Source organism: Chryseobacterium cucumeris (assembly GCF_001593385.1).
Taxonomy (GTDB): domain Bacteria; phylum Bacteroidota; class Bacteroidia; order Flavobacteriales; family Weeksellaceae; genus Chryseobacterium; species Chryseobacterium cucumeris.
Map to the genome: position 1 here is coordinate 389,099 of NZ_LUVZ01000034.1, position 25,156 is coordinate 414,254.

Sequence of the window (25,156 nt, forward strand, 5' to 3'; positions counted from 1 at the left end):
CATTGAGCTACCGTTATACTTCGATCAGGAACGAAACCTTCACTCTATTTCAATATTGAAATTTCTTATAACCCTTTTGAAAGACCGAGGGTAAAATAAATTTAAAATACCATCCGATTTTACAATATCACACCTTATTCCTGAACTTCCTCCATCGAGAGATTAAAAAAAAATTAAAATTATTCTCCACATTATTTAACCATTCGTCTAAAATAGAATCAAATCTCCAGCTAAGCATAAGCTATTTCAAAGATAGGTAACTCTCTATTTCAGGAAAAATCTTATTACTGCTACACATTGCTGATGAAAAAATGATTCCGGTTTTTACATAAGAATATACTTTAAAAAAAGAAAATGGCAGTACCCAAACAAATATTTCAGACTTTTATAACTAAAAAACTTCCTTTGATTACAAGGTATCACATCTGGAATATGAAAAGGAAAAATCCGGAATACCGCTATTTTTTCTATGATGACCAGGATATAGAGAAGTTTATCACCGAAGAATTTCCTCCAGAATATATCAAAAGCTACCGTAAACTGACTATTGGAGCGGCAAAAGCAGATTTCTTCAGGTATGCTATTTTATATAAAAAAGGAGGAATATACCTGGATATAGACAGCAGCACTATCAAACCGTTTGAAAAACTTATTCAGGAAGATGATGAAGCTGTGATCAGTGTAGAAAGACACGAAAATCTGTATGTTCAATGGGCTCTTATTTTCAATAAAAACCATCCTTTTCTTAAGAAGACATTAGAATTGATGATTGATAACATAGACACTCACCGCTATCCACATAATATCCATGCTACTACAGGTCCTACCGTATTCAGTAAAGGAATAAGGGAATCATTAAAGGAAAATCCGACCATTCCTTTTACATTATTTAACGGCATTGAGTTCAGAGGATATTTAAAATTCAAATATAAACTGGGAAAGTTCTTTTTATACAAAACAAGATCCCAGCACTGGAAACAGAAGCAGAAGCATCAGGAAATTATTTTTTAATGAGTTCCCATCTTTGAGAACACATTAATAATAATCACACCAATTACAATCAGGGCAATCCCGATAATAGCAGGCAGATCTGGAACCTGCTTGAATGCTATCACTCCAATCATCGTTATAAAAATAATACCTACTCCGGACCAGATGGCGTAGGTAATTCCTACGGGGATGTGGCGAAGGGTAAGACTCAAAAAATAAAATGCACAGGCATAACCAACAACTGTCACTACTGATGGCCAGAGTTTAGAAAATTCCTCAGACTTTTTCAGAAAAGTCGTGGCAATAATCTCAAATACAATTGCCAGTGCAAGAAAAATATAACTGTGTCCCATAAATTCATTCTTTCTGCAAAAGTAGTAAAAGCCTCCTGGGAATTCAAAAAGAGAATTCTCTCACCTCTCTCTATTCGCAGGACAAGAAATGTTTATCTCATCCATGAAAGGTCTGCTCTTTCGAAACATCCATAATTTTCATGGGAGCCTAAATATCATTAATCATCTTATTTTCAAGCCCATTTATTTTTATGATGTGGGCTTTATTGATCTGAAATAAATCGGTCATCAGACAAATTTATTTTCATTTCTGGCATAAAATAATATTTCTCTATGACATGAAATGTGACAGCTGACAAAAATTCCAGTATAAAAATCAGAGCAAAGAATAAATTTTATTAACATAAAAATCTGTTTGAGGTGAAAAATTAAAGTTCAAAAATTACACTTTAAAACAATATTATGCTAAGCATTATTTATTATTTGTTTTATCAACTCCAATATAGAAGTCAATAAACGGTTAACACATTCACATGATTTTACAGATAGAATAATAAAAGTATTAATAAATTTCAAATAATACATTAATTTATTGTAAACAAAAATTCACTAATACATGAACACAAAACACCGTAATACACTGATAAACATCATAGTGTTTTACTTTGGCACATGATTTGAAAGTAGTAATATTGCAATTGAAAGATTGATAAAAAAAATTCAAATAATTAAAAATAATACAAAATGATAACTTATATCGGTATCGCAACAGGTTTAGTCGTAATTACTTCATATTTCATGACAGTAAGAAGAGAAAGAAACTAATCTTAAAACAAAACAAGCCTATAGAAAATCTATACTAATTATATTGTTTTATGTTTTTAATCTGAGAGATCGGATTGCTCTTTTACCATCGGGTAAAAGGGCCCAAAAACATAAGCAGAAAGATCTTAGTTTCATAACAAATTTTAATATCCAAATGAGAAAAGCCGGCCGCAAGTCCGGCTTTTCTTTTTTTATAGTCTTTTTCCCACTGATCAGACTTTCACAGATTGTTGCTAATACCAGCATCATTTATTATTTATTATTTATCATTCAGTATACGTTGGACCAGGTATTTATTATTTTTCAGGATTCTTTTTAACATTCAATAAAGCTTTATCTTTGTTTATTCAATAATCATTAATCATCATGAATCTGTACAACCTTATTATTCAAGATAAAGAACAGGTAAATCTTAACGAAGTATTTCTTAATGCCAACAACAGAGAACAGCTTGTACAGCTTATTAAAGAGCATAATTACGTTAAAGAGCTCCAGGAGTATGGCTTGCCGGTTAACCATAAGATTTTACTTGAAGGAAGTTCCGGATGTGGAAAAACAATGACAGCCAAGGCCATTGCCAATGCCCTTGGAAAAAATATTATTATTTTAAATCTTAGTAATATTGTTTCGTCTCGCATTGGAGAAACGTCACAGAATATTAAAATGATTTTTGATAAAGCCGCCAGAGAAAGATCGGTATTATTCCTTGATGAACTGGATCAGATCGGGAAAGCAAGGGGCAGCGATGATAAAGATGTGGGCGAAATGAGAAGATTGGTTAATACTTTGATTCAGCTGATTGATTATTATCCTGAAAATGCGCTTTTAATCTGTGCCACCAATCATCCTGAGATTATTGACACCGCTCTTCTAAGACGTTTCCAGCTAAAAATTAATTATGAAATGCCTTCCACAGAAATTCTGGATACATTCTACAATCAGTTATTAGCTCAGTTTCCTGAAGATATGCAAACTATTGAAAGGAAATATTCCATTTCTTTTGCTGAAGCTAAAGATTATGCTTTAACAGCCGTGAAAGCGGCTTTAATTAAAAAGCTGGAAGCCAAAGAAACCATCTCATCATGAAAGAAGACATCCTACACAATCTCGCTTTGATCAATGATCGGATAAAAAGGTCTTGTGAGCAATCCGGAAGAAACAGTAATGAAGTCAGATTATTACTGGCTACGAAAACTGTTTCTGCAGACCGTATCAAAATTGCTTTGGAGAACGGACAGGAATTAATCGCAGAAAACAAGGTACAGGAATTGAAGGAGAAATATGAAGACCTGAAAGACATTCCCCATGAAAATCATTTTATCGGCCATCTTCAGACCAATAAAATCAAAGATATTCTGAAATACGATGTTACCTGCGTCCAGTCTCTGGATCGACTGGAACTTGCTGAAAAACTTCATCAAAGACTTTTGACTGAAAACAGAACGATGGATGTTTTAATTCAGGTGAATACATCCAATGAAGAAAGCAAATTTGGAGTTAATCCTGATCAGGCTATTGAACTTACCCGAAAGATTTCCAACTACTCTACTTTAAAGATAAAGGGATTGATGACCATCGGCTTATTCAGTGCTGAAACTGAGAAAGTAAGAGCATGCTTTAAAATCCTGAAAAAACTTCAGCAGGACATCATCACCGGAAATATCCCCAACGTAGAAATGAAAGAGCTTTCCATGGGAATGAGCAGCGATCTGGAAACAGCCATTGAAGAAGGCGCCACCATTGTACGGGTGGGAACTGCCGTTTTTGGAGCGAGAATCTACCCGGACAGTTACTATTGGGATGAAGGAAAAACAAATAACTAAGTTTACAACTATATGTTCCCATTTACTTATAATTTTGAGAGAGAAATAAAAGATAGCAAAACGTTTAAAAATGTCACTGATGCAGTATGTCATTCAATCACAGAAAGGGGCTTAACTGATATTGTTCCTGCTGACGGCACCATCATAGGTGAAAACAAAATGTTTAAACTTGATTTTGCCAACAAATCCCCATTAGTTTTCTCACCTGGCAAAGAATACTTCTACTACAACGAAAATACAAGAATTCTTACCTACAAAACAAAAGCATTTTATTCTATAGTATTTTCCCTGATCTATTCCGCTGTACTTTTCCTGATCCTGCATTTTATCCTAAATCACCTGACTACTGAGATACTAATAGCTTCTCTTCTTTTCATTGCCGGTATCATTATACATTATTGTCATTATATTTTGGTAATAGATAACGTTTCCAAAATTTAACCGAAAATTAAGCAGTAAAAACCTATCTCTTTAGTAAAATACCGGCTTCGACAGGCTCAGCCTGACAACGCTTAAAAATTTCGTTAGGTATTCGGTTGTCCCCCTGAGCCTGTCGAAGGGCTAGTAATAAGAAAAACCTTTGTTAATCATTAATCCCAGGTATTAACTATAAGGACAAGTCAATAAACCCATTCCTTAGTCTATAAATTCGGTATACTTTTTGCTGTAAATATTTCGTAACCAAACAAATACATTTATGGATAAAAAATTACTATCGGTATGTCTGTTCATGACATTATTATTCTTTTTTTCATGTGAAAAAGAAAACACACAGATGAAAAGTGGAATTTCCATTGAAACCATTTCAATTATAACCTGCGTTACTATGGGCGTAGCTATTTTGCTTGCTTATAGCTTTAAACGAAGATAACAAACCGGAATTTAAATACTAAGACACCTCTCGATTTTTGGGAGGTGATTTTGTTTTAAAAATTTTAAATTAAATGACTGGCATTTCATTAAAATATAATAAATTTCAAAAAATTTCTCTTTCGTAACTAATAACCCTAATGAAAAGAACATTCCTATCAGCATTTTTACCTTTGCTCATTTTGAATTGTACTCACAAAAAAGAAAATGTTCAACAGACAGACAAAGAGAATCCCAACCTTACAATGTCTATCCCGCTTGAATATCTTGTGGATTATCCTTTAATTAAAGACTCTTCAAAATTTATCAAAAATCTTCAGCAAGCTTTTGATCTCCATGTTCATGAAAGTCCTGTTCAGCAAAAAGGTGAAAAGATAACGGTATTCAAAAAGGTGAAAATCAATGGTTCAGATCAGGAGTATTACTTTGTTGAATACGACTGGAAGACAGGACCAAATTCTGAATATCCCTGGAAAAATCAACTCTTATTAACACAAGAAGGGAAGCTTGTTAAAATTTTATCAGCAGAACGGTATGAATTTGTTTCTATTTTCCCAAAACAAAATCCATACTTACTGGCAACCTCGGTCACAGCACATGGAAACGGAGGTCATGAAATTTACAAAATAACAGCAGACTCTTTAGAAGATATCTATAGGGGTAACGTCAGAACATATGATGCTCATGAAGACAACAAAATTTATGAACCGTATGAGCTGCAATTAAAAATTAAAGACTACAATAATGACGGATTTAATGATATTGCTTTCACAGGAAAACTTGTATTGATCCAGAGGCGAACACCGGATGGATTCTGGTATGACAATCTAACAATAGATGGCAGAGAAATCAAATATTCTGTTGATAATCCTTACAAAAAAATTCCTGTAGAATATATTTTTCTTTACGATCAAAAAACAGGACATTTTAAGCCAAAAGGAGATTATAGAGAGAAATAGAAAATTGAGACTGCTTCGCTACGCTCGCAATGACTATAAAAACAAAAATCCCTCTCATTGCTGAAAGGGATCTTTTTTATCGTTAAAAAACTGAGATTACATATAAGCTTCAATAGGCTCACAAGTACATACTAAGTTTCTGTCTCCGTATGCTTCGTCTACTCTTGATACAGAAGCGAAGAATTTGTGGTCTCTTACCCACTCTAACGGATAAGCTGCCTTTTCTCTGCTGTATGGTTTATCCCAAGAATCAGAGATTACCAGCTGTTCTGTATGAGGAGCATTTTTCAATACGTTGTTGGTAGCATCTGCTTCACCGTTTGCAATTTCATCGATTTCTTTTTTGATAGAGATCAACGCTTCTGCAAAACGATCAATTTCAGCCTTGCTTTCAGATTCTGTAGGCTCAATCATTAATGTACCTGCAACCGGGAAAGAAACGGTAGGAGCATGGAAACCATAATCCATTAATCTCTTCGCCACATCAGCTACTTCAATTCCTAAAGACTTGAACTGACGGAAGTCTACGATACATTCGTGAGCTACTCTTCCGTTTTCGTTGGAATATAAGATTGGGAAATGCTCTGCTAAAATTTCTTTCAGGTAGTTAGCATTCATGATGGCATGTCCTGTAGCCTTTTTAAGACCTTCTGTTCCTAACATCTTGATGTAAGCGTAAGAAATATTAAGGATTAATCCTGAACCGTAAGGTGCAGCAGAAATACCTTCAATAGCTTCTTTGGAACCGATTCTGATGTTCGCGTTAGAAGGAAGGAAAGGTACTAAGTGTTTAGCAACACAGATTGGACCTACTCCAGGACCTCCGCCTCCGTGAGGAATTGCGAAAGTTTTGTGAAGGTTAAGGTGGCAAACGTCTGCTCCGATGTTTCCAGGACTTGTAAATCCTACCTGAGCGTTCATGTTTGCACCATCCATATATACTTGTCCTCCGTGCTCGTGGATAAGGTTGGTAATTTCTTTAATATTAGCATCAAAGAATCCGTAAGTAGAAGGATAAGTGATCATTACAGCAGATAAATTCGCTGAATGAAGTTCTGTTTTAGCTTTAAGATCTTCGAAGTCGATTTCTCCGTTTTCAAGGTTTTTCACCACTACGATTTTCATTCCTGCCATTGCAGCAGAAGCCGGGTTGGTACCGTGTGCAGACTGAGGGATCAATACTACATTTCTGTGGTGGTCTCCTCTTGAAATATGGTATTCTCTGATCACCATTAATCCTGCATATTCTCCTTGTGCTCCGGAGTTTGGCTGAAGTGAAGTTCCTGCAAAACCTGTAATTTCTGCTAAGTCTTTCTCCAGTTCACGGATCATTTCCTGATATCCTTCAGCCTGATTTACAGGTACGAATGGGTGAATTGCGCCCCAGTTTTCCCATGAAAGTGGTAACATCTGAGTGGCTGCGTTTAGTTTCATGGTACAAGATCCTAAAGAAATCATTGAATGAGTCAATGATAAATCTTTTCTCTCAAGACGCTTGATGTAACGCATCAATTCTGTTTCCGTATGGTATTTGTTGAATACTGATTCTGTAAGAATTTCGTCTTTTCTTAAGTTTTCTTCCGGAATACTGTATCCTTCTTTGATTTCTAATTTGAAAGTCTGCTTGTCTTTGAACTGAGCGAAAGAAGCCATCAGATAGTTTAATTTCTCTAATGTTGTACTTTCGTTGATCGCAATGCTGACTACTCCTTCTGTGAAATAGTTTAAGTTTAATCTGTGATCAAGCATCAGTCTTACCAATCTTGCTTTCTCATCTTCAGCCATAGTGATTTTCACAGTATCGAAGATTGGCTCTTCTACTACCTGATATCCTAATGCTTTAAGACCGTTTTTCAAAGCATTTGCTTTAAAGTGAATCTGATCAGCGATATAGTTTAATCCTTTTGGTCCGTGGTAAACCGCATACATACCGGCCATTACTGCTAAAAGAACCTGAGCTGTACAGATGTTTGAAGTAGCTTTCTCTCTTTTGATGTGCTGCTCTCTCGTCTGTAATGCCATTCTTAAAGCACGTCTTCCATACATATCCTGAGAAACCCCGATGATTCTTCCAGGAATATCTCTTTTATACTCTTCTCTACAAGCAAAGAAAGCTGCGTGAGGACCTCCGTATCCTAATGGAATACCGAATCTCTGCGTAGTTCCTACGGCACAGTCAGCACCCATTTCTGCAGGAGACTTTAGCTTAACCAAAGCCATCGGATCACAAGCAACCGCTACCTGAAGATCAAGTTTTTTATATTCTACAATATCTTCTGTATAGTCTAAAACGATTCCGTTTTTACCAGGATACTGTAATAAAATACCGTAATAAGAAGCATCCAACTGGTGAGTTTTATGATCTCCCACTACAATTTCGATTTCTAATCCTTCAGCTTTTGTTTTTAATACAGAAACTGTTTGAGGAAGCACAAGGTCAGAAATAAAGAACTTATTAGCTCCTGCTTTTTTCTGGTCTTTAGATCTGTTGTTGAAGAACATGTGCATTGCTTCAGCAGCAGCAGTAGATTCATCCAACAAAGAGGCATTGGCTAATGCAAAACCAGTAAGATCACATACTACAGTCTGGAAATTAAGAAGAGCTTCAAGTCTTCCCTGTGCAATTTCAGCCTGGTATGGAGTATATGCCGTATACCAGCTAGGGTTTTCAAAAATATTTCTCTGGATTGCTGAAGGTAAAAGTGTATTGTGGTATCCGAATCCGATATAACTTGTGTAATCAGTATTTTTAGATGCCAATTCCTTTGAGTGGTTCAACATTTCGTATTCAGAAAGTGGTTCCGAGATCTCAAGATCTTTCTCTAAACGGATAGAAGAAGGGATGGTCTGAGAAATTAACTCTTCAATACTAGAAACGCCAAGTTTTTCCAACATCGCCTGTTTATCGGCTTCATTAAGGGAAATGTGACGGCTCACAAACTGTTCTGTATTCATTTTTATTTATTAGATTTTGTTTGTAAAAAGATGGGTAAAATTACAATTTTTTGAATGATTTCACAAGAGTACCAAGGAGGTGATAATTCACACATCTATTTGTGATATTTCTCACAATTTGCATTTCGTAAATTATGATAAGGTTAACATTAATTTCATCAACAATAACCATTATTCCATACATAATACACAAGAAATACCATCGATTTCTATATAATTAAGTTCTTTATACATTATTAAATTAGTGTATATAATCAATAAATCTCACTCTTATTATTGAATATATTAAACGATTTTTTTTAAAAATATAATGTATTCAACATCTATTTTTATACTTCTACTGAAAGTGTCTGTCATTCAAATTTAATTCTATTAAAACTCTTTTAAAGTAATTTTCAACTGCTATTCATCAGGTTGTAAGAATTTTATGAAATTTTATTAATTATATTTATTCTAAATTAATATATTTGCAGCATGAATATGATTGTCCCATTTAAAGTTCCGCCATTGGCACCTTACTCATTCAATAACGAAGAGATGTTCTGTGAAAAGAAATCATGCTGTAAAAAATTCAAGAAGGGAAAAAGATGTAAAAAATGCCCGGGAAGAAAGAAAATGGCATAAACTAGCTGAAATTTTTGATCAGCATATAGATCGCAATTGCCAGAATAATAATTCCCCAGATCAGCATCATTATCTTAGGCTGACCCGACTTGTTTATTCTTGTTACGGGCTGCGGCTTAAACATTTCTTCCACCGAACTTTTGAACTTTTCAGAATCGTTTTCAAAAACTTCTGTGATGGTAATTCCCTGAACAACCGTTTTGTGCAAAAGAGAATTCGTTGCATGAAGCAGAAGCTGGAATTTTCCGTCTTTAAATTCTGTGATCTTAAAGATCCTCTCTCCATACGGCTTTTCTAATCCGAAAGGCAATACTTTCACCACATCGGCATTACTCGTCTGCCAGTTGATGATAATTTCCTCTCCTTTTTTCGCATGAATTTTATTCGCTGTAAAAGTTTTGATGGTTGGCGGAATATTATACCTGAAACTTCGCTGATGGTTTTCTAAATTCTGATCATAAGTACGTCTCAGTGAGCGATCACTTAAGGTTTCATAAGCCTCCTGAATCTCACGGAAACGGTCCGCAAAAAAGTCATCATTGTCATTTTTATCTGGATGATATTTTAAGGACAGTTTACGATAGGCTTTTTTGACGTCTTCTTCTGAAGCATCCTGTGATATACCGAGAAAATAGTAGTAATCTTTCATTGAGCAATACAAAAATAAGGATTTATTTTTCTTTGCGTTTGATGTTTACGGTAAAATTTTGTTGGAAGTATAGATCAAAAAGTCATTGTGGATTGAAGGTGAAGAAATCTCAATATCTCTCATAATTTATTGGTTGAAAAACGCAAGGACGCTAAGTTTTTTTTACAGATACCTTCATATTTTTAAGGCGCAAAGATTTTATCCCCGATAAAACTGTACTTCTCAACAAATACATGAATTGAATGAGTTCAACAGCCCCTTTGTCATTCCGAGCAAAGCAAGGAATCTCAACTTTATATTCAAGGTATTTCCCACAGATGCCGTAAATTACGCAGATCATTTCGTAGTAAATTCAATCATAAGAACTGAACGGTAATAGACCGACCGTAATTACTTACGGGAAATCCAATCCTTAGTGGGAGCAATCCACTCATTGAGTGCTTTGAAAAGAAAGCCATGATTCAATCCCGTATTAAGCTCTATTTCTTTAAAATCTTTTAAGTGGGATCTGACGAACCGCTGTTCATACGACATCGGCACATGTCCGTCATCTGATTTCTCCGTAATGGAAAGAATCCTTCCATACAATCTGAAATTTTTATCTTTTTCCAGAGAATCATCTTTGAAACTAGCTCCGATGAAGACAAATTTCAATTGTGGATTCTTTTCATAATAAGAGACATATTGTGCAATATAACCTCCCTGAGAAGTTCCTACCACTGTTATTCTTCCGGCAGGAATTCCCTTTTTTATCAGGCTGTCAATCTGCTTTTTTACTTTTTCAGCATACGCTGACGGATCTGTGTCCGTTTTTCTTTTCTCAGAAATGAGAATCGTATTTTTATCCTTTAGCTTATTGAGTATTGTCTCATATTCTGCAACACCATATTTCGGATGTTTTTCCTCAAAAGAATGATCTTCCAAAAATTTATTATGTAAAAAGAAAATATATTGTTTTTGTTGTGACTTTTGCCCAAACAATATGATCGAAAAAAATGAAAATACGATAATAAAAACATTTGTAAACCTCATCATAACCGGAAATAGCTTTTAATTAGAAAGAAACAAATATAGTGTTAAAAAGCCTTTACTGGGACTATTTTATGTAAAAATTCCGGCTCGGGAAGCTTCGCTTCCCGAGCCGGAATGTAACAATTTCAATTTAGTTTTTTACTTTTCTTATGCTTCACACATATTATCCTTTTTGCAGCATCTTGAATGAAATTCTTTTTTGAATTTCCCTTTCAGTTCCTGATAGTCTTCATCACTCATTTCCCTGATCTTATCTGCCAGTCCGAAAGGTGACTTTTCTTTGATTCCGTACTCATCAAAAATACCTTTGATAAATCTTTTTCTTTGTATTGCTTTTTTAGCGATTAAGGCTACACCTGCAACGGCTAATGCTCCAAGAGCCCCTTTTAATGCTGAATTTTTCATTTTTTCAAAATTTTAAATTTTACTACTTCTTGTTTTTTATAGAGACGAATGAATGCTGATTTTTACTTTACTACTTCTTTAAAAATTTCAGATTATTCGTTATTTCTGTTGAAGAATCCACCGGAGCATTTATTTCTCCAGACTTCTTTAAATTTCTCTCTTTCCTCAGGAGATAAACCTGCCATTTTTTCTCTCATCTTTCTTTCCTTGAAATCTCTCACCCCTTTACCAAAATGGAAACCTCCGAAAAGAATTTTGCTTAAGATCAGTATTCCCATGGCCTGCCAGAAAGTAATTGTTTTTGCTCCTAAAATCTCCGGAAGAAGGCAGTTCCAAAGCATCATGACAATCCATGTAACGGCAGCTAAAATTAATGGCGGGCACAGCAATAAAAAAATCCAACCCTTTTTGTGTTTATGATTCATAATTTCTTTTTCTAACTTTTTAAATCTTCGTATAATTTTCTCAATCTGTTTCTTAAATGCTTCACAGCATAGTTTTTTCTACTGATGATGGTTTTGATGTTTTCTCCCTGTTCATCGGCGATCTCCTGGAGGGTTTTGTCGTTCAGTTCATTTTCTACGTAGACCAGCCTTTGTTTTTCGGGAAGTTCATCAAGCGCTTCAAACAGTTTTTTCCAGATCTCATCCTGAAACATCTTCACTTCAGGACCGGCACTTTCATCCATCAAAAGGATATCCTTGATAGAAAAACTGCCGTCTTCATCTTCATATACGAAATCTTCAAGATTTTCTGTTTTCTTTTTCCGGTAACGGTCTGTGATCTTATTCGCCGTCACCCTGTACAGCCAGCCCCCAACGTTTACGATCTCAGAAAGATTCGTAAGGCTACTGAACTGATACCACACTTCCTGCAGAATATCTTCCGCATCCTCCGTGTTTTTCACTTTCGGACGAATATAAGACATCAGCTTCCCTCCGTAGTTGGAAACGGTCTGTGAGATGATGCTTTCTTTCTCCTTCTGTGGCATTGTTATTTTTTCGACAACCTCCATACTGATATGACGGTTAGCCTTTTAGTTTTACTTTAATAAATTTAAAATATTTTTCTTACAATTCAATTTTTCTTTTATTCATCGTGTTTTTATTTCATAATTTTTTTCAACAACTTAGGCATAAATTATTTTTCAGAAGCTTTTTCCCGCTATCCGCTCATACTCCTCACGCTAAACAACCCCACCCTCTTACCCTCCGACTCTCCCACTCGTATTCCGGGGTAACCGCTGCTATCGGGGCTAAGGTGATGAGTGATAATTGACGAATGATGAATGATGAATGATAAAATTGTAAAATAATATTTTTGTTGGAAAACGCAAGGGCACAAAGTTTTTATCGTTATAATGTATAATTGTAAGGCGCAAGAAAATCAGAGATTTTCAGCAAGCGATCTGTCTTATTATTTTCTAATCATGGGACTTCTCAAATCTATTTAGTCAACATAATCAGCTAAAAAACTAAAATAGGCAGTCTTCAATTTTATCGGAGATAAAATCCTTGCGCCTTAAAAATATACAGATTGTTGTGAAAATTTTTAGCGTCTTTGCGTTTTCCAACTCTACTACTTCTAGTTTTAATAAGATTGCCTCGCTTTGCTCGCAATGACTTTATGGTAAAAAAAACGGAAGACTGAGCCTTCCGTTTCAAACATTATAAAATTATATTTTACTTATTAAAATTTTCAGCAAAGAATCCCAACATTGATTTGTAGAGTTCAATTCTGTTCGGCTCTTTTCCAAATCCGTGTCCTTCATCGTATTTTACAAGATAAGGAACTTCAAATCCTTTGGCACGCATTGCTTTTACAATCTGATCAGATTCATTGATGTTAACCCTTGGGTCATTAGCTCCCTGTACTACAAATAATGGTTTCTTAATCTTATCAATCTGAAACACAGGAGATACTTCTTTAGCAATTTTAGCTTCCTCAGGATTATCAAGATCGTACCAGATCTGTTTTACCATTTCTTTGTAGGGTTTCCAGTATTCCGGGAAAGAATCAAAGAAAGTAAAGATATTGGATACACCTACATAATCCACTCCACAAGCATATAAATCCGGAGTTTTGATCAATCCCATCAATGTTGCATATCCACCGTGGCTTCCTCCGTAAATGGCCACTTTATCTTTATCTATCCATCCCTGTTCAATGGCGTATTTTACTCCGTCTTCCACATCATCCATTGCTTTTCTTCCAATTTGCTTGTAACCCGCTTTCTGGAATGATTTTCCATATCCGCCGGAGATTCTGAAGTTAACCTGAAGCGTAGCATATCCACGGCTTGCAAACAACTGTGTTTCCGGATTAAATCCCCAACTGTCTCTGATTCCCTGAGGACCGCCGTGAGGATTTACGATCAAAGGAACTTTTTTACCTTCCAATGCCGCTTTAGGTAGGGTAATATACCCATGGATTGTCAATCCGTCTCTGCTTTTAAATTCGATAGGTCTCATTTCAGCCATGTCTTCTTCCTTCAGCTGCGGCATCAGATTATACAGAAGTTTGGTCTGCTTGGTTTTGGTATCGTATTCATAATAAGTTCCATACAGCTTGTCACTTCCTACAACAACCAAAAGTTTATCATTATTATCATCAGAAGAAACAATTCCAAATTCCTTGTCTCCAAACTGAGATTTTAATTTGTCATGTATTTCTTTATAAAATTTACTTACCGGAACCGTTTCTCCTTTGGTTCCTTCATAGCTGATATAGTCAAGCTCATAGTTTCTGTTTTTACCCGCCGTGCTTATTGAGCTTACATCATAGACAGGATTGGAATAAACCTCTTTAATCACTGTATTCTTCTTCAGATCATACAGTACAATTCTCGCTTTATCGCTATCCAGATTGGTTACTACATACGCTTCATCTTTATTTTTAGAATTTTCATTAAACTCTATAATACTGAAGGTATCAGACCAGTCTGCAGATTTGATCAGATTGAATTTTCCGGTCTGCAGATCTTTATAATAGGTTTTTGTGGTTAATCCGTTTTCAAGGACGCTATAACCTCTCAGATTTCCGTCTTTATCAAAAAGATAATCGTCGATAGGGCTGTTGACGTCTTTATTTTCATATAGCTGGGTCATTTCCCCGGTGACGAAATTGATTTTAAAAGGCTCAAAGATCTGCTTGTTGTTTTTATTCATGGTAACCACAACAAAATCAGTATCTTTTATAGGAATAATGGCCTGCACTTTTACTCCGTCAAATGGTGTTAAATCCTTTTGATTTCCTCCGTCTGTATCGGTAGCATACAGGTGGATATTTTCATTTCCACCTCTATCTTGTGTATAGAAAAGGCGTTTTTTGTTCAGCCAGCCATAGTTTCTTATCAGATCATCTTTTTCTACAATAGCTTTGGTAATTTTTCCTGTACTCAGGTCCTTTACATAGACATGATTTTTTTTCTCCTGATCTTTTTCTTTATAGGAAAGATATTTCCCGTCAGGAGAGATTTTAAATGCTGAAGCTTTAGGTCTTGCAAAATAGTCTTCGACTTTGTATTTAAAGTTTCCTTTGTCGTAAGAAATCAGTTTCTCAAGATTAGCCTTGGAAGATGGCAAAGTAGGATCTCCAGGCAGTTTGGCAGCAGAACTCTGTGCGTTGGTCATAATGGTGGATAGTACAATAAGGGCTGTACCGAAAATGTTGTGATTTAGGTTCATAACTTCTGTTTTAAAGGTTAAAGTTATAGAAAGCACTCATTTTTAAAACAATAGAAAACAAATGCATTTTATATAATAAGACACATTCAGGTTACAAAATGTTACAATTTTATATCATTTAATTAAAAAAATCTCAATTATATAAAAAAGACAGTCTGTAAAGGCTGTCTTTTTAGTGTAAATAAATTCCGAAATACCAGGTCCAGACGATCAGAATAATCTGCATGGGAATCCTTTGAGTATAAAGATACTTCATTCCCGGACCGGTGTAATCGGCTTTAAAAATATTAATCTTATTCCTGGAAGAATTGATATTGGCTATAAAAACCAGTATATAAAAAATGATCAGTAAAATTGCTGTCATCTCACGAATTGACAGGATCATCAATCCAATTCCTGCTGCAATTTCCAGAACTCCCGTAAAATATACCCAAAACATTCGGGCAGGAATAAAATCAGGAATCATCATCGCCATTCCCTTTTGAAATTTAAAATGAGAGAAACCTGTAAATATGATAAAAACAGCCATTCCCAGGTTTCCTGAAAATATAAAATCCGGCTTCCCCTGAAACAAAAAAGTCCCCAGCAAAGCCAGAATAAAAGTTGCGAAAAGTATTACGAGTAATTTCATTTATAGGTGGTAGATATTAGGTGGCAGATAGCAGATATTAGTATTCAGGGTAAGAAACCAACTCTAAACCTTAAACATTAAACATTGAATTTCATCACACTGAACCAAGGCTCACTCCTTCCGCAAGACTTTTCACAACCATTAATCCTTTTGTAAAGCCTGTATTCATATGATCCTGCCATTGTTTTTCTACCTGAACTTCGGCATGAAGTTTTGTTTTTCCTCCAAAGTCTATCAAAAAGTATTTCTCAAAACTTCCGTTCCATTCCATGACTTCTTTACTCTGGGTGTCTTCATTTCCCTCTTTATCCACCATTCCCAGATGTTTGAATACAATTTGGTTAGGTTCATCCATGCTATCTATGGTTGAAACCATTCCTTCTCCCTGTGCATTCAGGAAATAAGTTTTCCCACCTACCTTCCAGTCTGATTTCATAACAGATCCTGCACCGAAATACTTAGTCCATTCACTATATGTTTCAGGACTCCAGAGGATGTCCCAGACTTTCTGAAGGGGAGCATCAATTACTGTTTCGTATGATAAGGTTTCCATTTATTTCATTTTTTTTAATTGGTCACTACGAGCAAAGTGAAGCAATCTCAAAGCTCACAGATTTTTCTTTAATTCTAACTCAATTATTTACAGCTGATTTTCTGAAAGATGTTTAACGAGTGACATCGCTTTTGGAAACTTCTCTTCAAAAAATTCTTTAAATTCTGCCGGTGTCTGAATTTCTGTTTTCAGTAAAGTTCCTTCTTCATTTTCTTCAAGAAAGTAAGCCTCTGTAGCTTCACCCCAGTCCTGAGGAACTTCGATGCCTTCATAAATTTCTCCAAGGTGCAAAAATTTTATTTCCTCGTTGGGGATCATTTTTTCCACTCTGCTGTACATTCCGTTGTTTTTCGGATCAAGAAACTTGACAATATTATTTTCTTCAAGTGTTCCTTCATAAAAAGAACCTTCTGTAAATGCTGTTGTCCATTGTCTGTAGGTAATATCACCCCAAAGGACACTCCATACTTTTTCAGGTTCAGCATTGATCTCTATTTCGTATGATAATTTTTCCATATATTTTTTAAGGGATTAGGTGATGGATAATAGGTTGCAGGTGACTGCGTTGGTGGGTGAGTTTGATAGTCAGAGATTGAGAATGTTATTGTGACCACTTCTAGCTTCTCATTCTATCCTCCGACAAAATCACCTCCATTGATATGAATAATTTCTCCTGTAATATAACTTGCATCCTTTGAGGCAAGAAAAACAAAAGCTGGTGCTACTTCAGAAGGTTGTCCCGCACGTTTCAGCGGAGTGTCTTTTCCAAAGGTGGAAAGGTCATCAAAAGCTTCTTTCACCAATGGAGTCCATATAGGTCCTGGTGCAATTCCGTTTACCAGAATTTCCTTTTCGGCAAGATTATCGGCAAGAGACCGGATAAAGGACAAAACAGCACCTTTTGTTGCCGCATAATCTATTAAGTGATCACTTCCGCGGTACGCTGTAACAGAGGTTGTACAAATGATTCGTCCTCCTTTTGGTATCATAGGAAGAAAATTTCTGGTGAATGAAATCATGGAAATGATATTGGTATCAAACGTTTCCTGAATCTGTTCATCAGAGATTTTTTCCAGACTGCTTTTTGAGGTATGAATTCCTGCATTATTAACAAGAATATCAATATTCTTCCACTCTGTTTTAATCTTGTCTGCGCATTTGGTTCTGAATGCTTTCCGGGTAAGATCTCCTTTGATCGGAAGACACTTCTGCCCTTCTTTTTCCACCAGTCTTTTGGTTTCGTTAGCATCATCGTCACTTTCTTTATAGATAATGGCGACATCTGCTCCTTCCCGGGCAAAATGAACGGCCACCGCCTGTCCTATGCCGCTGTCTCCTCCGGAAATAACAGCTTTTTTACCCTGCAGCTTCCGGCTTCCCTGATAATCGTTCCTGATAATTTCCGGAAACACCCCGTCTTTAGGGACTTTTGACTTAGAGTCTGATTTGTTATGTGTTTTCATATGCAAATCTTTTTCCTAAATCACATCAAACAATACGCCGAAAATATTTAAGAATTATAAGCATCTTCCAGATCCTGAATAATAATTTTCTGCATTTTCATCATCGCCTGAACAACTTTATAGGCTTTTTCCTGGTTAGAATCATTCATCAGCTGGATGAGTCTTTTAGGAACAATCTGCCAGTTTAATCCGTATTTATCTTTCAGCCAGCCGCACATACTTTCTCTGCCGCCATCGGCTGTAAAGGCATTCCAATATCTGTCGGTTTGTTCCTGGTCATCAGTCATTACTACTAAAGATATTCCTTCGTTGAAGTCAAATGGGTGATCATAGGAATTATCCATACAGAATACGCTGTAATTATCGATTGTAAAATGAGCATGCTGAACATTTTCTGCCGGTTCCGGAATGTTATGTCCTTCGCTCCCTGCTCCGTAGGTCAATATATTTCCGATGCTTGAATTGGGAAAAGTTTTCGTGTAAAGTTCCATTGCTTCTTTGGCTTTTCCGTTATTCTGATGGATAAACATCAAAGTCGGAATTATTTTCTGATCGCTTGCTTTTTCTCCCAGAAACAACTGCCATGTTACGCCATATTTATCCTGAACCCATCCGTATTTCGGGCTCCACGAGTAAGATCCCAGTTCCATCAAAGCTATTCCGCCATCCAGTAACTGATCCCAGTATTTTTGAACTTCGTCTTCTGTTTCACAGATTACCATAAAAGAGATAGAAGCATTTTTTTTGAATTGCGGGCCTCCATTCAGAAGCATAATTCTCTGTCCAAACAAATCAATATTCATGACAACAGGAGTATCTGCAGTGATTTCGCCTCCGAAAACCTTACAATAAAATTCGGCTGACTGCTTGGCGTCTCCATCATACCAGAGACATGGGAAAATATCGTTATTCATAATTTTAATTTTTAAAAGGGTGATTTATTTTTGACTTTCTATACAGCAAAAACAGATCTTATGCCTTTGCTTTTAAACGATACCAATCCGTTTTACTGCAATGACACTGCAAAATTTTTCAGTTGTATATATATTATGCTTCTTTAAAGCAGACCTGATTTTCTTTCATGTAATTCTTCAGTTTCATCATCGCATTTTTACCGAAACCATGCAGCTGCATGATTTCTTTTTCGGAATAATCTGAAAGTTTTTCCAAAGAATTTATTTTTTCTTTTTCTAAGGCTTTTCTAGCAGGTATTGCAATAACTCCGTGAAGGAATTGCTCTGCAGAGTCATAATTAAAAGCATACATAGAGTTTAAACTCTTTGACATGATAACTAGATTGATCATGGCTACAAAAAAATATTGTTAATGATTCTCAACATATTTGTGGAAGTTGTTGAGAATAGCATACCAGCCATCCCGCTGCATTTCCACAGAATTTTGTTTTTCCGGATCGAAAATTTCAATCACTTTCGTTGTATTCTCATCTATCTTATCAAATACAACTTCCACTTTTCGTCCGTCTTCAAGGTGATACCTAATGATTTCATGAGGAATAATCTCATCATATACGCCTTCAAAATCGAATCCGAAGCTTTTGTCTTTTGCTTCCATTCTGTTTTTGAATTTGCCTCCTACTACAAGGTTATTTTCAGAACTAGGACAGTGCCAGGTTTCATGGGCGAAATTCCATTTCGTAATGTGCTTGGGTTCATTGAAATAATTCCAAACCTTCTCCACCGGTGCTAAAATTGTGATGTCTATTTTAATTGGATCCATAGTTCTATATTTTTAAAAGTTTAAATAAAGAGCTGCCCAAAAATGAGCATCTCTTTATTATCATTAGTTAAATATAAGATTATTTTGCAGATTCTTCATTATAGTTCACCATCCAATGAACACCATACTTATCCTGAAAACATCCGAAGTAGTCTCCCCAGAACTGATCTTCAATAGGCATTTCCACGTTTCCGCCATCAGAAAGTTCTTTAAAAATCCTGTCTGCTTCGCTTTTTGAATCAGGGAAAATAGACACATAATTATTATTTCCTACGGTAAGAGTCTGCCCGAATGCCGGTACAATATCGGAGGCCATTAACAGGTCCCCACCTACAGGCAGAGCGATGTGCATTACTCTGTTTTTTTCTTCTTCCGAAAGGTTTTCTGTTCCGGGAGCATTTCCCATTTTATGAATTCCACCAACGAATTCACCACCGAAAACACTTTTGTAAAAATTGAACGCTTCTTCAGCTGTTCCATCAAAATTTAGGTATGGATTTAATTTAGCCATGATTTTTAATTTTAAAGTTATTATTATAAAATATTGTTTCTACTGTTGATCCATTAAGGATTAATTAATTTACTATGAATAAAAAAACGCTTAATGGTTTAAAAATTTTTCTACTTCCCTGACGGTAAAGTCTATTAAGTTGGCATCAATACTTCCATCAAAGTCCGGCATCATATAAGTACCATGAGTTGCGGGAAGTATCAATAACCGGGAGCCTTTCACCAACCGCCACATTTCGGCAGTATGTTCCGGCTTCATCACATCCTGATCGCCGCTGATAAATAATGCAGGTGATTTGATTGACCTCAGCACTTCATCATTCCAGTCCTGAAAAGTCTGCATCCTTCTACAATCTTTCTCAAAAAGGTTTTCAAGCTTTGAGAAATCAGGATTGAGGCTTAAGAAATTAATTTTAAAAGGTTCCGGCATTGAGTCAAAAGTTGCTTCCTGCATTCCTTCAAAAAAGCCGTCTATCATTCCGCTTCTTTTATAAAAAGCTGAGGCAATCACTAATTTCTCAACAATTCCTGGATGACGATGCCCAATCTGCATTACGGTACTTCCTCCATTACTGAATCCCCAGAATGAAGCTTTTTCAATGTTAAGTTCTGCCAAAAGTCCTGCAACATCGTCTGCATCCTGTTCAAATGTTTCAGGAATATCGCGGTGTTCACTTCTGCCATGGTTTTGTAAATCGATTCCTATCAGCTGGAATTTATCTTCAAGCCTTGCGATGACTTCTTTAAAATCATAAAGCATTGAAGAGCCACCGCCATGGATTAAAACCACAGGTTTTCCTGATCCGTAGATTTCATAGTATAATTGGATTCCGTTGACTTTTTTATAGCCTTTTTCTACTGGATTCATTATTAATATTTAAGATTTTCGTTCACATCATATTTCATTCCCGGATAATCCAAAATTCTGCGCATGAGACCTATCTGCCCGCAGAGGTAGTCTTCACGGCCGATGCACATTCCGACAAAATTGAGTTTTGTTTCTTTAATGAAAGGGATGCTCATTCCTATTTCAAATATTTCATCCAGCTCTTCATCGGTTACTTCATGAAGTTTTTGAAAGACTTTAGCTGAAATTGTATGAAAGTTTTCTTTCAGTTCAGCCAGGGTTGGATATTTTAAACTTTCATTCAATGCTTTTCCCTGGAAAAACAAATCATTGTAAGGGTCTTCTCCCTGAAGTCCAAGTACTGAACCTAATCCGTAGCGCATGTTGACAAAGTTTCCTGCCATCCATACGATATGATTGGTTTTATTTTCAATTCTTTTCAAGGCATCTTCTTCCGAAATGCCGTCCAAAACGTTCATAAAGCTTTGGGAATGCATTCTGTAAGCCGGAATAACGAGCTCCATTTTTTTTGATTTTGGTGTGTTCATTTTTAATCAGAGATTAGAAGTTAGAGGTTAGTAGGTTGGAGAAACGCAAAGGCGCTAAGAGTTTTACAAACCATTCGCTTTTAAGGCGCGGGGATTTTATCTGCGATAAAATTGTACTCACCTTAAAAGATAATACTAATATTTCAGTGAAGTACTTGTCATTCCTAGCGAAGTAAGCAGTCTAAAAATAGCATGTTATTTTATAGCACCCGGTTTTCCTAAAATTCTGCGGAGATAACCCAGCTGCCCACTGTGATAGATTTCATGAAGGCTTAAGGTTGATATATCTTTAACCATTTCAGGTTTAAAACTCTTAAGTGTGTTGAGCTTTGCTTCCAGTTTATCCTGGGATTGCTTAAGATAGGATTTTAAATCTTCGAAACTAATCAATTTATCTTGATGATCTAAAGCAATTTCACCCCTGTTATAGAAAGAAAATTTTTCACTATCCCAGACAGATTCTTCTCCTAAAATATTCAGTAATGGATTTCTGATGTAAATTAAATGTCCAAGGATCCAGTTCATACAATTGGCTTCACCATTGGGAAAAATCATAGATTCTTCGTGGGTAATACCATCGATATTCATCGTAATCACAAAATAATTACTGGTTATCTGATTTTTTATGATTTCTATATCGTTTGATTGTGTTTCCATATGATATATTTTGTGGTGTTATGGATTATTCTGCAGGGATCTGAGAAGCATCACCATGCACTACTTCCCACTGATGGCCGTTGATATCAGCAAAACTGCTTTGATACATCCATCCGTAATCTACAGGTTCACTGTATTTTGACCCTCCGTTTTCGATCGCTGTTTTTACCATACCGTCTACTTCTTCCCGGCTGTTGACTCCGATAGCAAGAAGTACCTGTGTTGTATCTCCTTTAGCAAAAGGTCTGTTGGTAAAGGTTTGGAAAAACTCTTCTTTAAGAAACATAGTGTAGATATAATTTTCTTTCATGACTACGCATATTGCTTTCTCATCTGAAAACTGTTCATTAATAGAAAAGCCAAGCTTCGTCCAGAATTCTCTGGTTTTTTGAACGTCTTTTACAGGTAAATTGACGTAAATATCTGTAATATTCATTTTGTAAATTTTAGTGGTGATTGTTATCCAAAATTACCGGGATTTGGTAAGAATGTGCTTGCCATAGGGCAAGATTTATTTTTTATTTGGATTAATTTATTCAGCAGGCATTTGAGACATATCTGCAAAAGTAATATTCCAGCCATGCCCATCCGGGTCCCAGAAGGAGTTCTGATACATCCATCCATAATCCTGAGGTTCTTCATGCTGCCGTGCGCCGTTCTCTACAGCAGTGTTTACTATTTCATCTACTTCTTCACGGCTGTTCAAACCTACCGCTACAAGAACCTGACTGGTATTTTCTTTGGCAACCGGTTTATTGGTGAAGGTCATAAAATAATCTTCCTGCAGAAACATCACATAGATGGTATCATTCAAAACAACGCAGGTTGCTTTATCATCAGAGAATTGTTCATTGATAGAAAAACCTACCTTAGTCCAGAATTCTTTGGTTTTCTGTACATCTTTTACCGGAAGGTTGACATAAATTTGGTTGACTTTCATTTTTCGTAATTTTAGTGTTAATCTGTAATCCAAAATTACCGAGGTGCAATGAAAATCTACTTGCCATAGGGCAAGATTTAAATTTTCTTAGGATGAGAGACGATTTCCTTACGGATACGGCTCAGAGAAGTATCTGTAACTCCCAGATAGGACGCTATTTGTTTCAAGGGGGCAAATTGTATGACTTTAGATTTTTGCTCCAGCAGATTAAGGTATCTTCTGGTGGCAGAAAGGGTAAACATTTCTACAGATCTTTGTTTGTAGGCAAAAAGCTCCTGAGACATCCACGATCTTCCCCATTCCCTGAGGTTTGGGATTTTATGGAACAACTCCTGGAAGGTATCATAATCCAGCCTCCAGCACTCGCAGTCGGTAATACAAACAATATTTTCCTGAGACGGAACCCGCTGAAACATTGACAAAACCTCAATAATGACTTCATTTTCTACAAAAAAGTGGGTTGTTACTTCATTTCCGTTGAAATCATTCACATAGGAACGCGCCAATCCGCTTTCAAGAATATAATATTCATTGGCTGTTTTTCCTTCCTCAAGAATGAAATCACCTTTCTGGAAAGATATTTTTTCATGAGCCTGGAATATTTCAGCAAGCTCTTCAGGGAAAAAAAAGGGGAAATCATAGCAGGTTTCTAAAGCTTTATTGGTCATTTGGTGTCAATTTTTTAAGTCTTTAAAAGTAAAATTTTTAATTGAATTCAGAGCAAAAAACATTAAACAAAGCATTGAATATTTTCATAAAAAGCACATACCCTATTGAAATTAAATACATTTCAAATCTTTTTGTTTTTAAACAGTTATTTGAAACATACTATCTCTGACCACCCCGTCAAAAATTCTTTGAATTTTCGCCACCCCTCCGGAGGATGGGAATGACTATCTCCCGATACAGTCATTGTTAGCTTTTTACAGGAAATATTTTTTTAAAACAGGGAAAGCTGTATTGATTTTGGAGCAGTGGGTTTCTGGGCATCGCCGAATACCGTTTTCCCACCAAAACGCCATGAATTTTGTCTTTCTTCTTCAATTACCTGCTGAATATCAAAATCCGGTGTAAAGTCTTTTTCTGCTTCAGTGACAATCTGGTGAAGCTTGTTTAAAGAATTCAGCTTATCAGAGTTTCCCAGCCTGGATTTTTCAATTCCTTTTCTGAGAATGCTGATACTTTCATCATACGTATTGATCGGAACAGGGAAAGGATGTCCGTCTTTACCACCATGAGCAAAGGAAAACCTTGCCGGATCTGCAAATCTTGACGGTGCTCCGTGAATCACTTCACTTACCAAAGCCAAAGACTGCATGGTTCTTGGACCTACTCCTTCCAGCATCAGCAGGTCTTCAAAATTCTGTGGCTGCTGTTCTCTGGTAACATACAGCAGTGCTCCGAGACGTTTCAGATCAACATCAGAAGCCCGAACATCATGATGAGCAGGTAGAATCAATCTGGCAAAATCTTTCATCACCTCAGCCGAATCGGTATGGGAAATATTCAGAATTCCTTTTCTGTTATCCGAGGCTTCGGTATCCGTAAGGTTAAGAATTCTCCCTCTTGAAATCCCATTAATTCCTGTGTGGGGCTGTTCTACAAAAGAGGTAATGTTTTCCGAGTGCCAGTGGTAACGTCTTGCTGTTCCGTCAGATTCATGCATCCCCTGCTGAATGACGCTCCAGTTTCCGTTGTCTGAAAGAATGAAATTGTGTAAATACAGCTGGTAACCATCCTGGATGGCCGTATTATCTACTTTTGCAGAAAGCTTGCTGGCTCTTACCAGTTCTGTTCCGTTCAGTCCGGTTTTATCTGCAATTTTAATAAGCTCTGATGGAGTTTCGCGGGAAAACTTCCCTTTTCCGCCACAGATATAAAGCCCCAGCGACTGAGAATTTGGGTTGACAGAACGTTTTAAAGCTCCCATAACGGAAGTGGTAATCCCTGAAGAATGCCAGTCCATTCCCATCACGGCTCCAAAACTCTGAAACCAGAATGGATCTGCCAACCGGCGTAGAACCTCATCTTTACCATAATCCATGAGAATGACTTCAATAATGGACAGCCCAAGAACAGACATACGCTCATACAGCCATGGCGGTACTTTGCCATAGTGAAGGGGTAAATCTGCAGTTCCTGAACGTTTCATTCTATTA

30 protein-coding genes are annotated in these 25,156 nt (G+C 36.3%); 7 read left to right on the plus strand and 23 right to left on the minus strand.

Annotated elements, in window-relative coordinates:
• The first annotated feature begins 354 nt into the window (after positions 1-354).
• Positions 355-1,011, plus strand: a complete 657-nt coding sequence (locus A1704_RS16935; RefSeq protein ID WP_062675250.1) for a glycosyltransferase family 32 protein — start codon at positions 355-357, stop codon at positions 1,009-1,011.
• Here A1704_RS16935 and A1704_RS16940 read toward each other — a convergent pair.
• Complete coding sequence (locus A1704_RS16940) at positions 1,008-1,343, minus strand: DMT family transporter (protein ID WP_062675251.1); 336 nt, start codon at positions 1,341-1,343, stop codon at positions 1,008-1,010. The genes A1704_RS16935 and A1704_RS16940 overlap by 4 nt on opposite strands.
• Positions 1,344-2,474: 1,131 nt before the next feature.
• On the opposite strand from A1704_RS16940, the gene A1704_RS16945 reads away from it, so the two are divergent.
• The 5 genes from A1704_RS16945 to A1704_RS16960 all read left to right on the plus strand — a co-directional run bounded on the left by A1704_RS16945 (position 2,475) and on the right by A1704_RS16960 (position 5,760).
• Positions 2,475-3,194 carry an AAA family ATPase gene (locus A1704_RS16945; protein WP_062675252.1) on the plus strand — a complete coding sequence of 240 codons (720 nt, stop codon included), beginning with the start codon at positions 2,475-2,477 and terminating at the stop codon, positions 3,192-3,194.
• Positions 3,191-3,931: a YggS family pyridoxal phosphate-dependent enzyme gene (locus A1704_RS16950; protein WP_062675253.1), complete on the plus strand. Its 741-nt coding sequence runs from the start codon at positions 3,191-3,193 to the stop codon at positions 3,929-3,931. The genes A1704_RS16945 and A1704_RS16950 overlap by 4 nt, the downstream gene beginning before the upstream one ends.
• Before the next feature lie 12 nt (positions 3,932-3,943).
• Positions 3,944-4,372 (plus strand): hypothetical protein, encoded by a 429-nt coding sequence (locus A1704_RS16955; RefSeq protein WP_062675254.1) that lies wholly within the window; start codon positions 3,944-3,946, stop codon positions 4,370-4,372.
• 256 nt (positions 4,373-4,628) lie between these two features.
• Positions 4,629-4,802: a hypothetical protein gene (locus A1704_RS24740; protein ID WP_167348782.1), complete on the plus strand. Its 174-nt coding sequence runs from the start codon at positions 4,629-4,631 to the stop codon at positions 4,800-4,802.
• A gap of 139 nt (positions 4,803-4,941) precedes the next feature.
• Positions 4,942-5,760, plus strand: a complete 819-nt coding sequence (locus A1704_RS16960; RefSeq protein WP_062675255.1) for a hypothetical protein — start codon at positions 4,942-4,944, stop codon at positions 5,758-5,760.
• A 96-nt stretch (positions 5,761-5,856) separates the two neighbouring features.
• On the opposite strand, the gene gcvP is transcribed toward A1704_RS16960, so the two are convergent.
• Positions 5,857-8,715, minus strand: coding sequence for an aminomethyl-transferring glycine dehydrogenase (gene gcvP / locus A1704_RS16965; protein WP_062675256.1), 2,859 nt, complete (start codon positions 8,713-8,715; stop codon positions 5,857-5,859).
• A 474-nt stretch (positions 8,716-9,189) separates the two neighbouring features.
• On the opposite strand from gcvP, the gene A1704_RS24745 reads away from it, so the two are divergent.
• Positions 9,190-9,339 (plus strand): hypothetical protein, encoded by a 150-nt coding sequence (locus tag A1704_RS24745; protein WP_164723264.1) that lies wholly within the window; start codon positions 9,190-9,192, stop codon positions 9,337-9,339.
• Position 9,340: 1 nt separating this feature from the next.
• Here the strand turns inward: A1704_RS24745 and A1704_RS16970 are convergent, their stop codons facing one another.
• The 21 genes from A1704_RS16970 to A1704_RS17070 form a co-directional block, all read right to left on the minus strand.
• The gene (locus A1704_RS16970; protein ID WP_062675257.1) at positions 9,341-9,988 is read right to left on the minus strand and encodes a J domain-containing protein; all 648 of its coding nucleotides are present in this window, start codon (positions 9,986-9,988) and stop codon (positions 9,341-9,343) included.
• A gap of 390 nt (positions 9,989-10,378) precedes the next feature.
• Positions 10,379-10,912 (minus strand): SH2 domain-containing protein, encoded by a 534-nt coding sequence (locus A1704_RS16975; RefSeq protein ID WP_157885779.1) that lies wholly within the window; start codon positions 10,910-10,912, stop codon positions 10,379-10,381.
• A gap of 255 nt (positions 10,913-11,167) precedes the next feature.
• On the minus strand, positions 11,168-11,425 hold the full coding sequence (locus A1704_RS16980) for a hypothetical protein (RefSeq protein WP_062675259.1): 258 nt from the start codon (positions 11,423-11,425) through the stop codon (positions 11,168-11,170).
• 92 nt (positions 11,426-11,517) lie between these two features.
• Complete coding sequence (locus tag A1704_RS16985; protein ID WP_047433535.1) at positions 11,518-11,850, minus strand: hypothetical protein; 333 nt, start codon at positions 11,848-11,850, stop codon at positions 11,518-11,520.
• An 11-nt stretch (positions 11,851-11,861) separates the two neighbouring features.
• A complete protein-coding gene (locus A1704_RS16990; protein ID WP_228406519.1) occupies positions 11,862-12,416 on the minus strand; it encodes an RNA polymerase sigma factor in 555 nt (184 codons plus the stop codon).
• Positions 12,417-13,107: 691 nt separating this feature from the next.
• Positions 13,108-15,111 carry a S9 family peptidase gene (locus A1704_RS16995; protein ID WP_062675315.1) on the minus strand — a complete coding sequence of 668 codons (2,004 nt, stop codon included), beginning with the start codon at positions 15,109-15,111 and terminating at the stop codon, positions 13,108-13,110.
• A gap of 172 nt (positions 15,112-15,283) precedes the next feature.
• Positions 15,284-15,742, minus strand: a complete 459-nt coding sequence (locus tag A1704_RS17000; protein WP_062675260.1) for a DoxX family protein — start codon at positions 15,740-15,742, stop codon at positions 15,284-15,286.
• A 94-nt stretch (positions 15,743-15,836) separates the two neighbouring features.
• Positions 15,837-16,295: an SRPBCC family protein gene (locus A1704_RS17005; protein ID WP_062675261.1), complete on the minus strand. Its 459-nt coding sequence runs from the start codon at positions 16,293-16,295 to the stop codon at positions 15,837-15,839.
• Between the two features lie 87 nt (positions 16,296-16,382).
• Positions 16,383-16,811, minus strand: a complete 429-nt coding sequence (locus A1704_RS17010; protein WP_062675262.1) for an SRPBCC family protein — start codon at positions 16,809-16,811, stop codon at positions 16,383-16,385.
• A gap of 113 nt (positions 16,812-16,924) precedes the next feature.
• The gene (locus A1704_RS17015; RefSeq protein ID WP_062675263.1) at positions 16,925-17,758 is read right to left on the minus strand and encodes an SDR family oxidoreductase; all 834 of its coding nucleotides are present in this window, start codon (positions 17,756-17,758) and stop codon (positions 16,925-16,927) included.
• A 47-nt stretch (positions 17,759-17,805) separates the two neighbouring features.
• The gene (locus tag A1704_RS17020; protein WP_062675264.1) at positions 17,806-18,672 is read right to left on the minus strand and encodes a VOC family protein; all 867 of its coding nucleotides are present in this window, start codon (positions 18,670-18,672) and stop codon (positions 17,806-17,808) included.
• Positions 18,673-18,805: 133 nt separating this feature from the next.
• A complete protein-coding gene (locus A1704_RS17025) occupies positions 18,806-19,045 on the minus strand; it encodes a helix-hairpin-helix domain-containing protein (protein ID WP_228432187.1) in 240 nt (79 codons plus the stop codon).
• Between the two features lie 36 nt (positions 19,046-19,081).
• Entirely contained in the window at positions 19,082-19,495 is a 414-nt protein-coding gene (locus A1704_RS17030; protein WP_062675265.1) for an SRPBCC family protein, read from the minus strand.
• Positions 19,496-19,574: 79 nt separating this feature from the next.
• Positions 19,575-20,006 (minus strand): VOC family protein, encoded by a 432-nt coding sequence (locus tag A1704_RS17035; protein WP_062675266.1) that lies wholly within the window; start codon positions 20,004-20,006, stop codon positions 19,575-19,577.
• A 90-nt stretch (positions 20,007-20,096) separates the two neighbouring features.
• On the minus strand, positions 20,097-20,873 hold the full coding sequence (locus tag A1704_RS17040; protein WP_062675267.1) for an alpha/beta fold hydrolase: 777 nt from the start codon (positions 20,871-20,873) through the stop codon (positions 20,097-20,099).
• A gap of 2 nt (positions 20,874-20,875) precedes the next feature.
• Positions 20,876-21,376 carry a DinB family protein gene (locus A1704_RS17045; protein WP_238590650.1) on the minus strand — a complete coding sequence of 167 codons (501 nt, stop codon included), beginning with the start codon at positions 21,374-21,376 and terminating at the stop codon, positions 20,876-20,878.
• Between the two features lie 219 nt (positions 21,377-21,595).
• Complete coding sequence (locus A1704_RS17050) at positions 21,596-22,057, minus strand: hypothetical protein (protein ID WP_062675269.1); 462 nt, start codon at positions 22,055-22,057, stop codon at positions 21,596-21,598.
• Positions 22,058-22,082: 25 nt separating this feature from the next.
• Entirely contained in the window at positions 22,083-22,493 is a 411-nt protein-coding gene (locus tag A1704_RS17055; RefSeq protein ID WP_062675270.1) for a VOC family protein, read from the minus strand.
• Positions 22,494-22,589: 96 nt separating this feature from the next.
• Positions 22,590-22,997: a VOC family protein gene (locus A1704_RS17060; RefSeq protein WP_062675271.1), complete on the minus strand. Its 408-nt coding sequence runs from the start codon at positions 22,995-22,997 to the stop codon at positions 22,590-22,592.
• A 77-nt stretch (positions 22,998-23,074) separates the two neighbouring features.
• On the minus strand, positions 23,075-23,665 hold the full coding sequence (locus tag A1704_RS17065) for a Crp/Fnr family transcriptional regulator (RefSeq protein WP_062675272.1): 591 nt from the start codon (positions 23,663-23,665) through the stop codon (positions 23,075-23,077).
• A 272-nt stretch (positions 23,666-23,937) separates the two neighbouring features.
• Positions 23,938-25,149: a DUF763 domain-containing protein gene (locus tag A1704_RS17070; RefSeq protein ID WP_062675273.1), complete on the minus strand. Its 1,212-nt coding sequence runs from the start codon at positions 25,147-25,149 to the stop codon at positions 23,938-23,940.
• Between the last annotated feature and the right edge of the window lie 7 nt (positions 25,150-25,156).

Coding starts and splice junctions, on each gene's coding strand:
- A1704_RS17030 (WP_062675265.1), bottom strand. CDS start 19,495: ATGGATCCAATTAAAATAGACATCACAATTTTAGCACCGGTGGAGAAG.
- A1704_RS17020 (WP_062675264.1), bottom strand. CDS start 18,672: ATGAATAACGATATTTTCCCATGTCTCTGGTATGATGGAGACGCCAAG.
- A1704_RS17035 (WP_062675266.1), bottom strand. CDS start 20,006: ATGGCTAAATTAAATCCATACCTAAATTTTGATGGAACAGCTGAAGAA.
- A1704_RS16990 (WP_228406519.1), bottom strand. CDS start 12,416: ATGCCACAGAAGGAGAAAGAAAGCATCATCTCACAGACCGTTTCCAAC.
- A1704_RS17005 (WP_062675261.1), bottom strand. CDS start 16,295: ATGGAAACCTTATCATACGAAACAGTAATTGATGCTCCCCTTCAGAAA.
- A1704_RS16945 (WP_062675252.1), top strand. CDS start 2,475: ATGAATCTGTACAACCTTATTATTCAAGATAAAGAACAGGTAAATCTT.
- A1704_RS16960 (WP_062675255.1), top strand. CDS start 4,942: ATGAAAAGAACATTCCTATCAGCATTTTTACCTTTGCTCATTTTGAAT.
- A1704_RS17010 (WP_062675262.1), bottom strand. CDS start 16,811: ATGGAAAAATTATCATACGAAATAGAGATCAATGCTGAACCTGAAAAA.
- A1704_RS24740 (WP_167348782.1), top strand. CDS start 4,629: ATGGATAAAAAATTACTATCGGTATGTCTGTTCATGACATTATTATTC.
- A1704_RS17045 (WP_238590650.1), bottom strand. CDS start 21,376: ATGGAGCTCGTTATTCCGGCTTACAGAATGCATTCCCAAAGCTTTATG.
- A1704_RS16970 (WP_062675257.1), bottom strand. CDS start 9,988: ATGAAAGATTACTACTATTTTCTCGGTATATCACAGGATGCTTCAGAA.
- gcvP (WP_062675256.1), bottom strand. CDS start 8,715: ATGAATACAGAACAGTTTGTGAGCCGTCACATTTCCCTTAATGAAGCC.
- A1704_RS17050 (WP_062675269.1), bottom strand. CDS start 22,057: ATGGAAACACAATCAAACGATATAGAAATCATAAAAAATCAGATAACC.
- A1704_RS16955 (WP_062675254.1), top strand. CDS start 3,944: ATGTTCCCATTTACTTATAATTTTGAGAGAGAAATAAAAGATAGCAAA.
- A1704_RS16935 (WP_062675250.1), top strand. CDS start 355: ATGGCAGTACCCAAACAAATATTTCAGACTTTTATAACTAAAAAACTT.
- A1704_RS17065 (WP_062675272.1), bottom strand. CDS start 23,665: ATGACCAATAAAGCTTTAGAAACCTGCTATGATTTCCCCTTTTTTTTC.
- A1704_RS17000 (WP_062675260.1), bottom strand. CDS start 15,742: ATGAAATTACTCGTAATACTTTTCGCAACTTTTATTCTGGCTTTGCTG.
- A1704_RS17015 (WP_062675263.1), bottom strand. CDS start 17,758: ATGAAAACACATAACAAATCAGACTCTAAGTCAAAAGTCCCTAAAGAC.
- A1704_RS17055 (WP_062675270.1), bottom strand. CDS start 22,493: ATGAATATTACAGATATTTACGTCAATTTACCTGTAAAAGACGTTCAA.
- A1704_RS24745 (WP_164723264.1), top strand. CDS start 9,190: ATGAATATGATTGTCCCATTTAAAGTTCCGCCATTGGCACCTTACTCA.
- A1704_RS17040 (WP_062675267.1), bottom strand. CDS start 20,873: ATGAATCCAGTAGAAAAAGGCTATAAAAAAGTCAACGGAATCCAATTA.
- A1704_RS16950 (WP_062675253.1), top strand. CDS start 3,191: ATGAAAGAAGACATCCTACACAATCTCGCTTTGATCAATGATCGGATA.
- A1704_RS17070 (WP_062675273.1), bottom strand. CDS start 25,149: ATGAAACGTTCAGGAACTGCAGATTTACCCCTTCACTATGGCAAAGTA.
- A1704_RS16940 (WP_062675251.1), bottom strand. CDS start 1,343: ATGGGACACAGTTATATTTTTCTTGCACTGGCAATTGTATTTGAGATT.
- A1704_RS16985 (WP_047433535.1), bottom strand. CDS start 11,850: ATGAATCATAAACACAAAAAGGGTTGGATTTTTTTATTGCTGTGCCCG.
- A1704_RS17025 (WP_228432187.1), bottom strand. CDS start 19,045: ATGTCAAAGAGTTTAAACTCTATGTATGCTTTTAATTATGACTCTGCA.
- A1704_RS17060 (WP_062675271.1), bottom strand. CDS start 22,997: ATGAAAGTCAACCAAATTTATGTCAACCTTCCGGTAAAAGATGTACAG.
- A1704_RS16980 (WP_062675259.1), bottom strand. CDS start 11,425: ATGAAAAATTCAGCATTAAAAGGGGCTCTTGGAGCATTAGCCGTTGCA.
- A1704_RS16995 (WP_062675315.1), bottom strand. CDS start 15,111: ATGAACCTAAATCACAACATTTTCGGTACAGCCCTTATTGTACTATCC.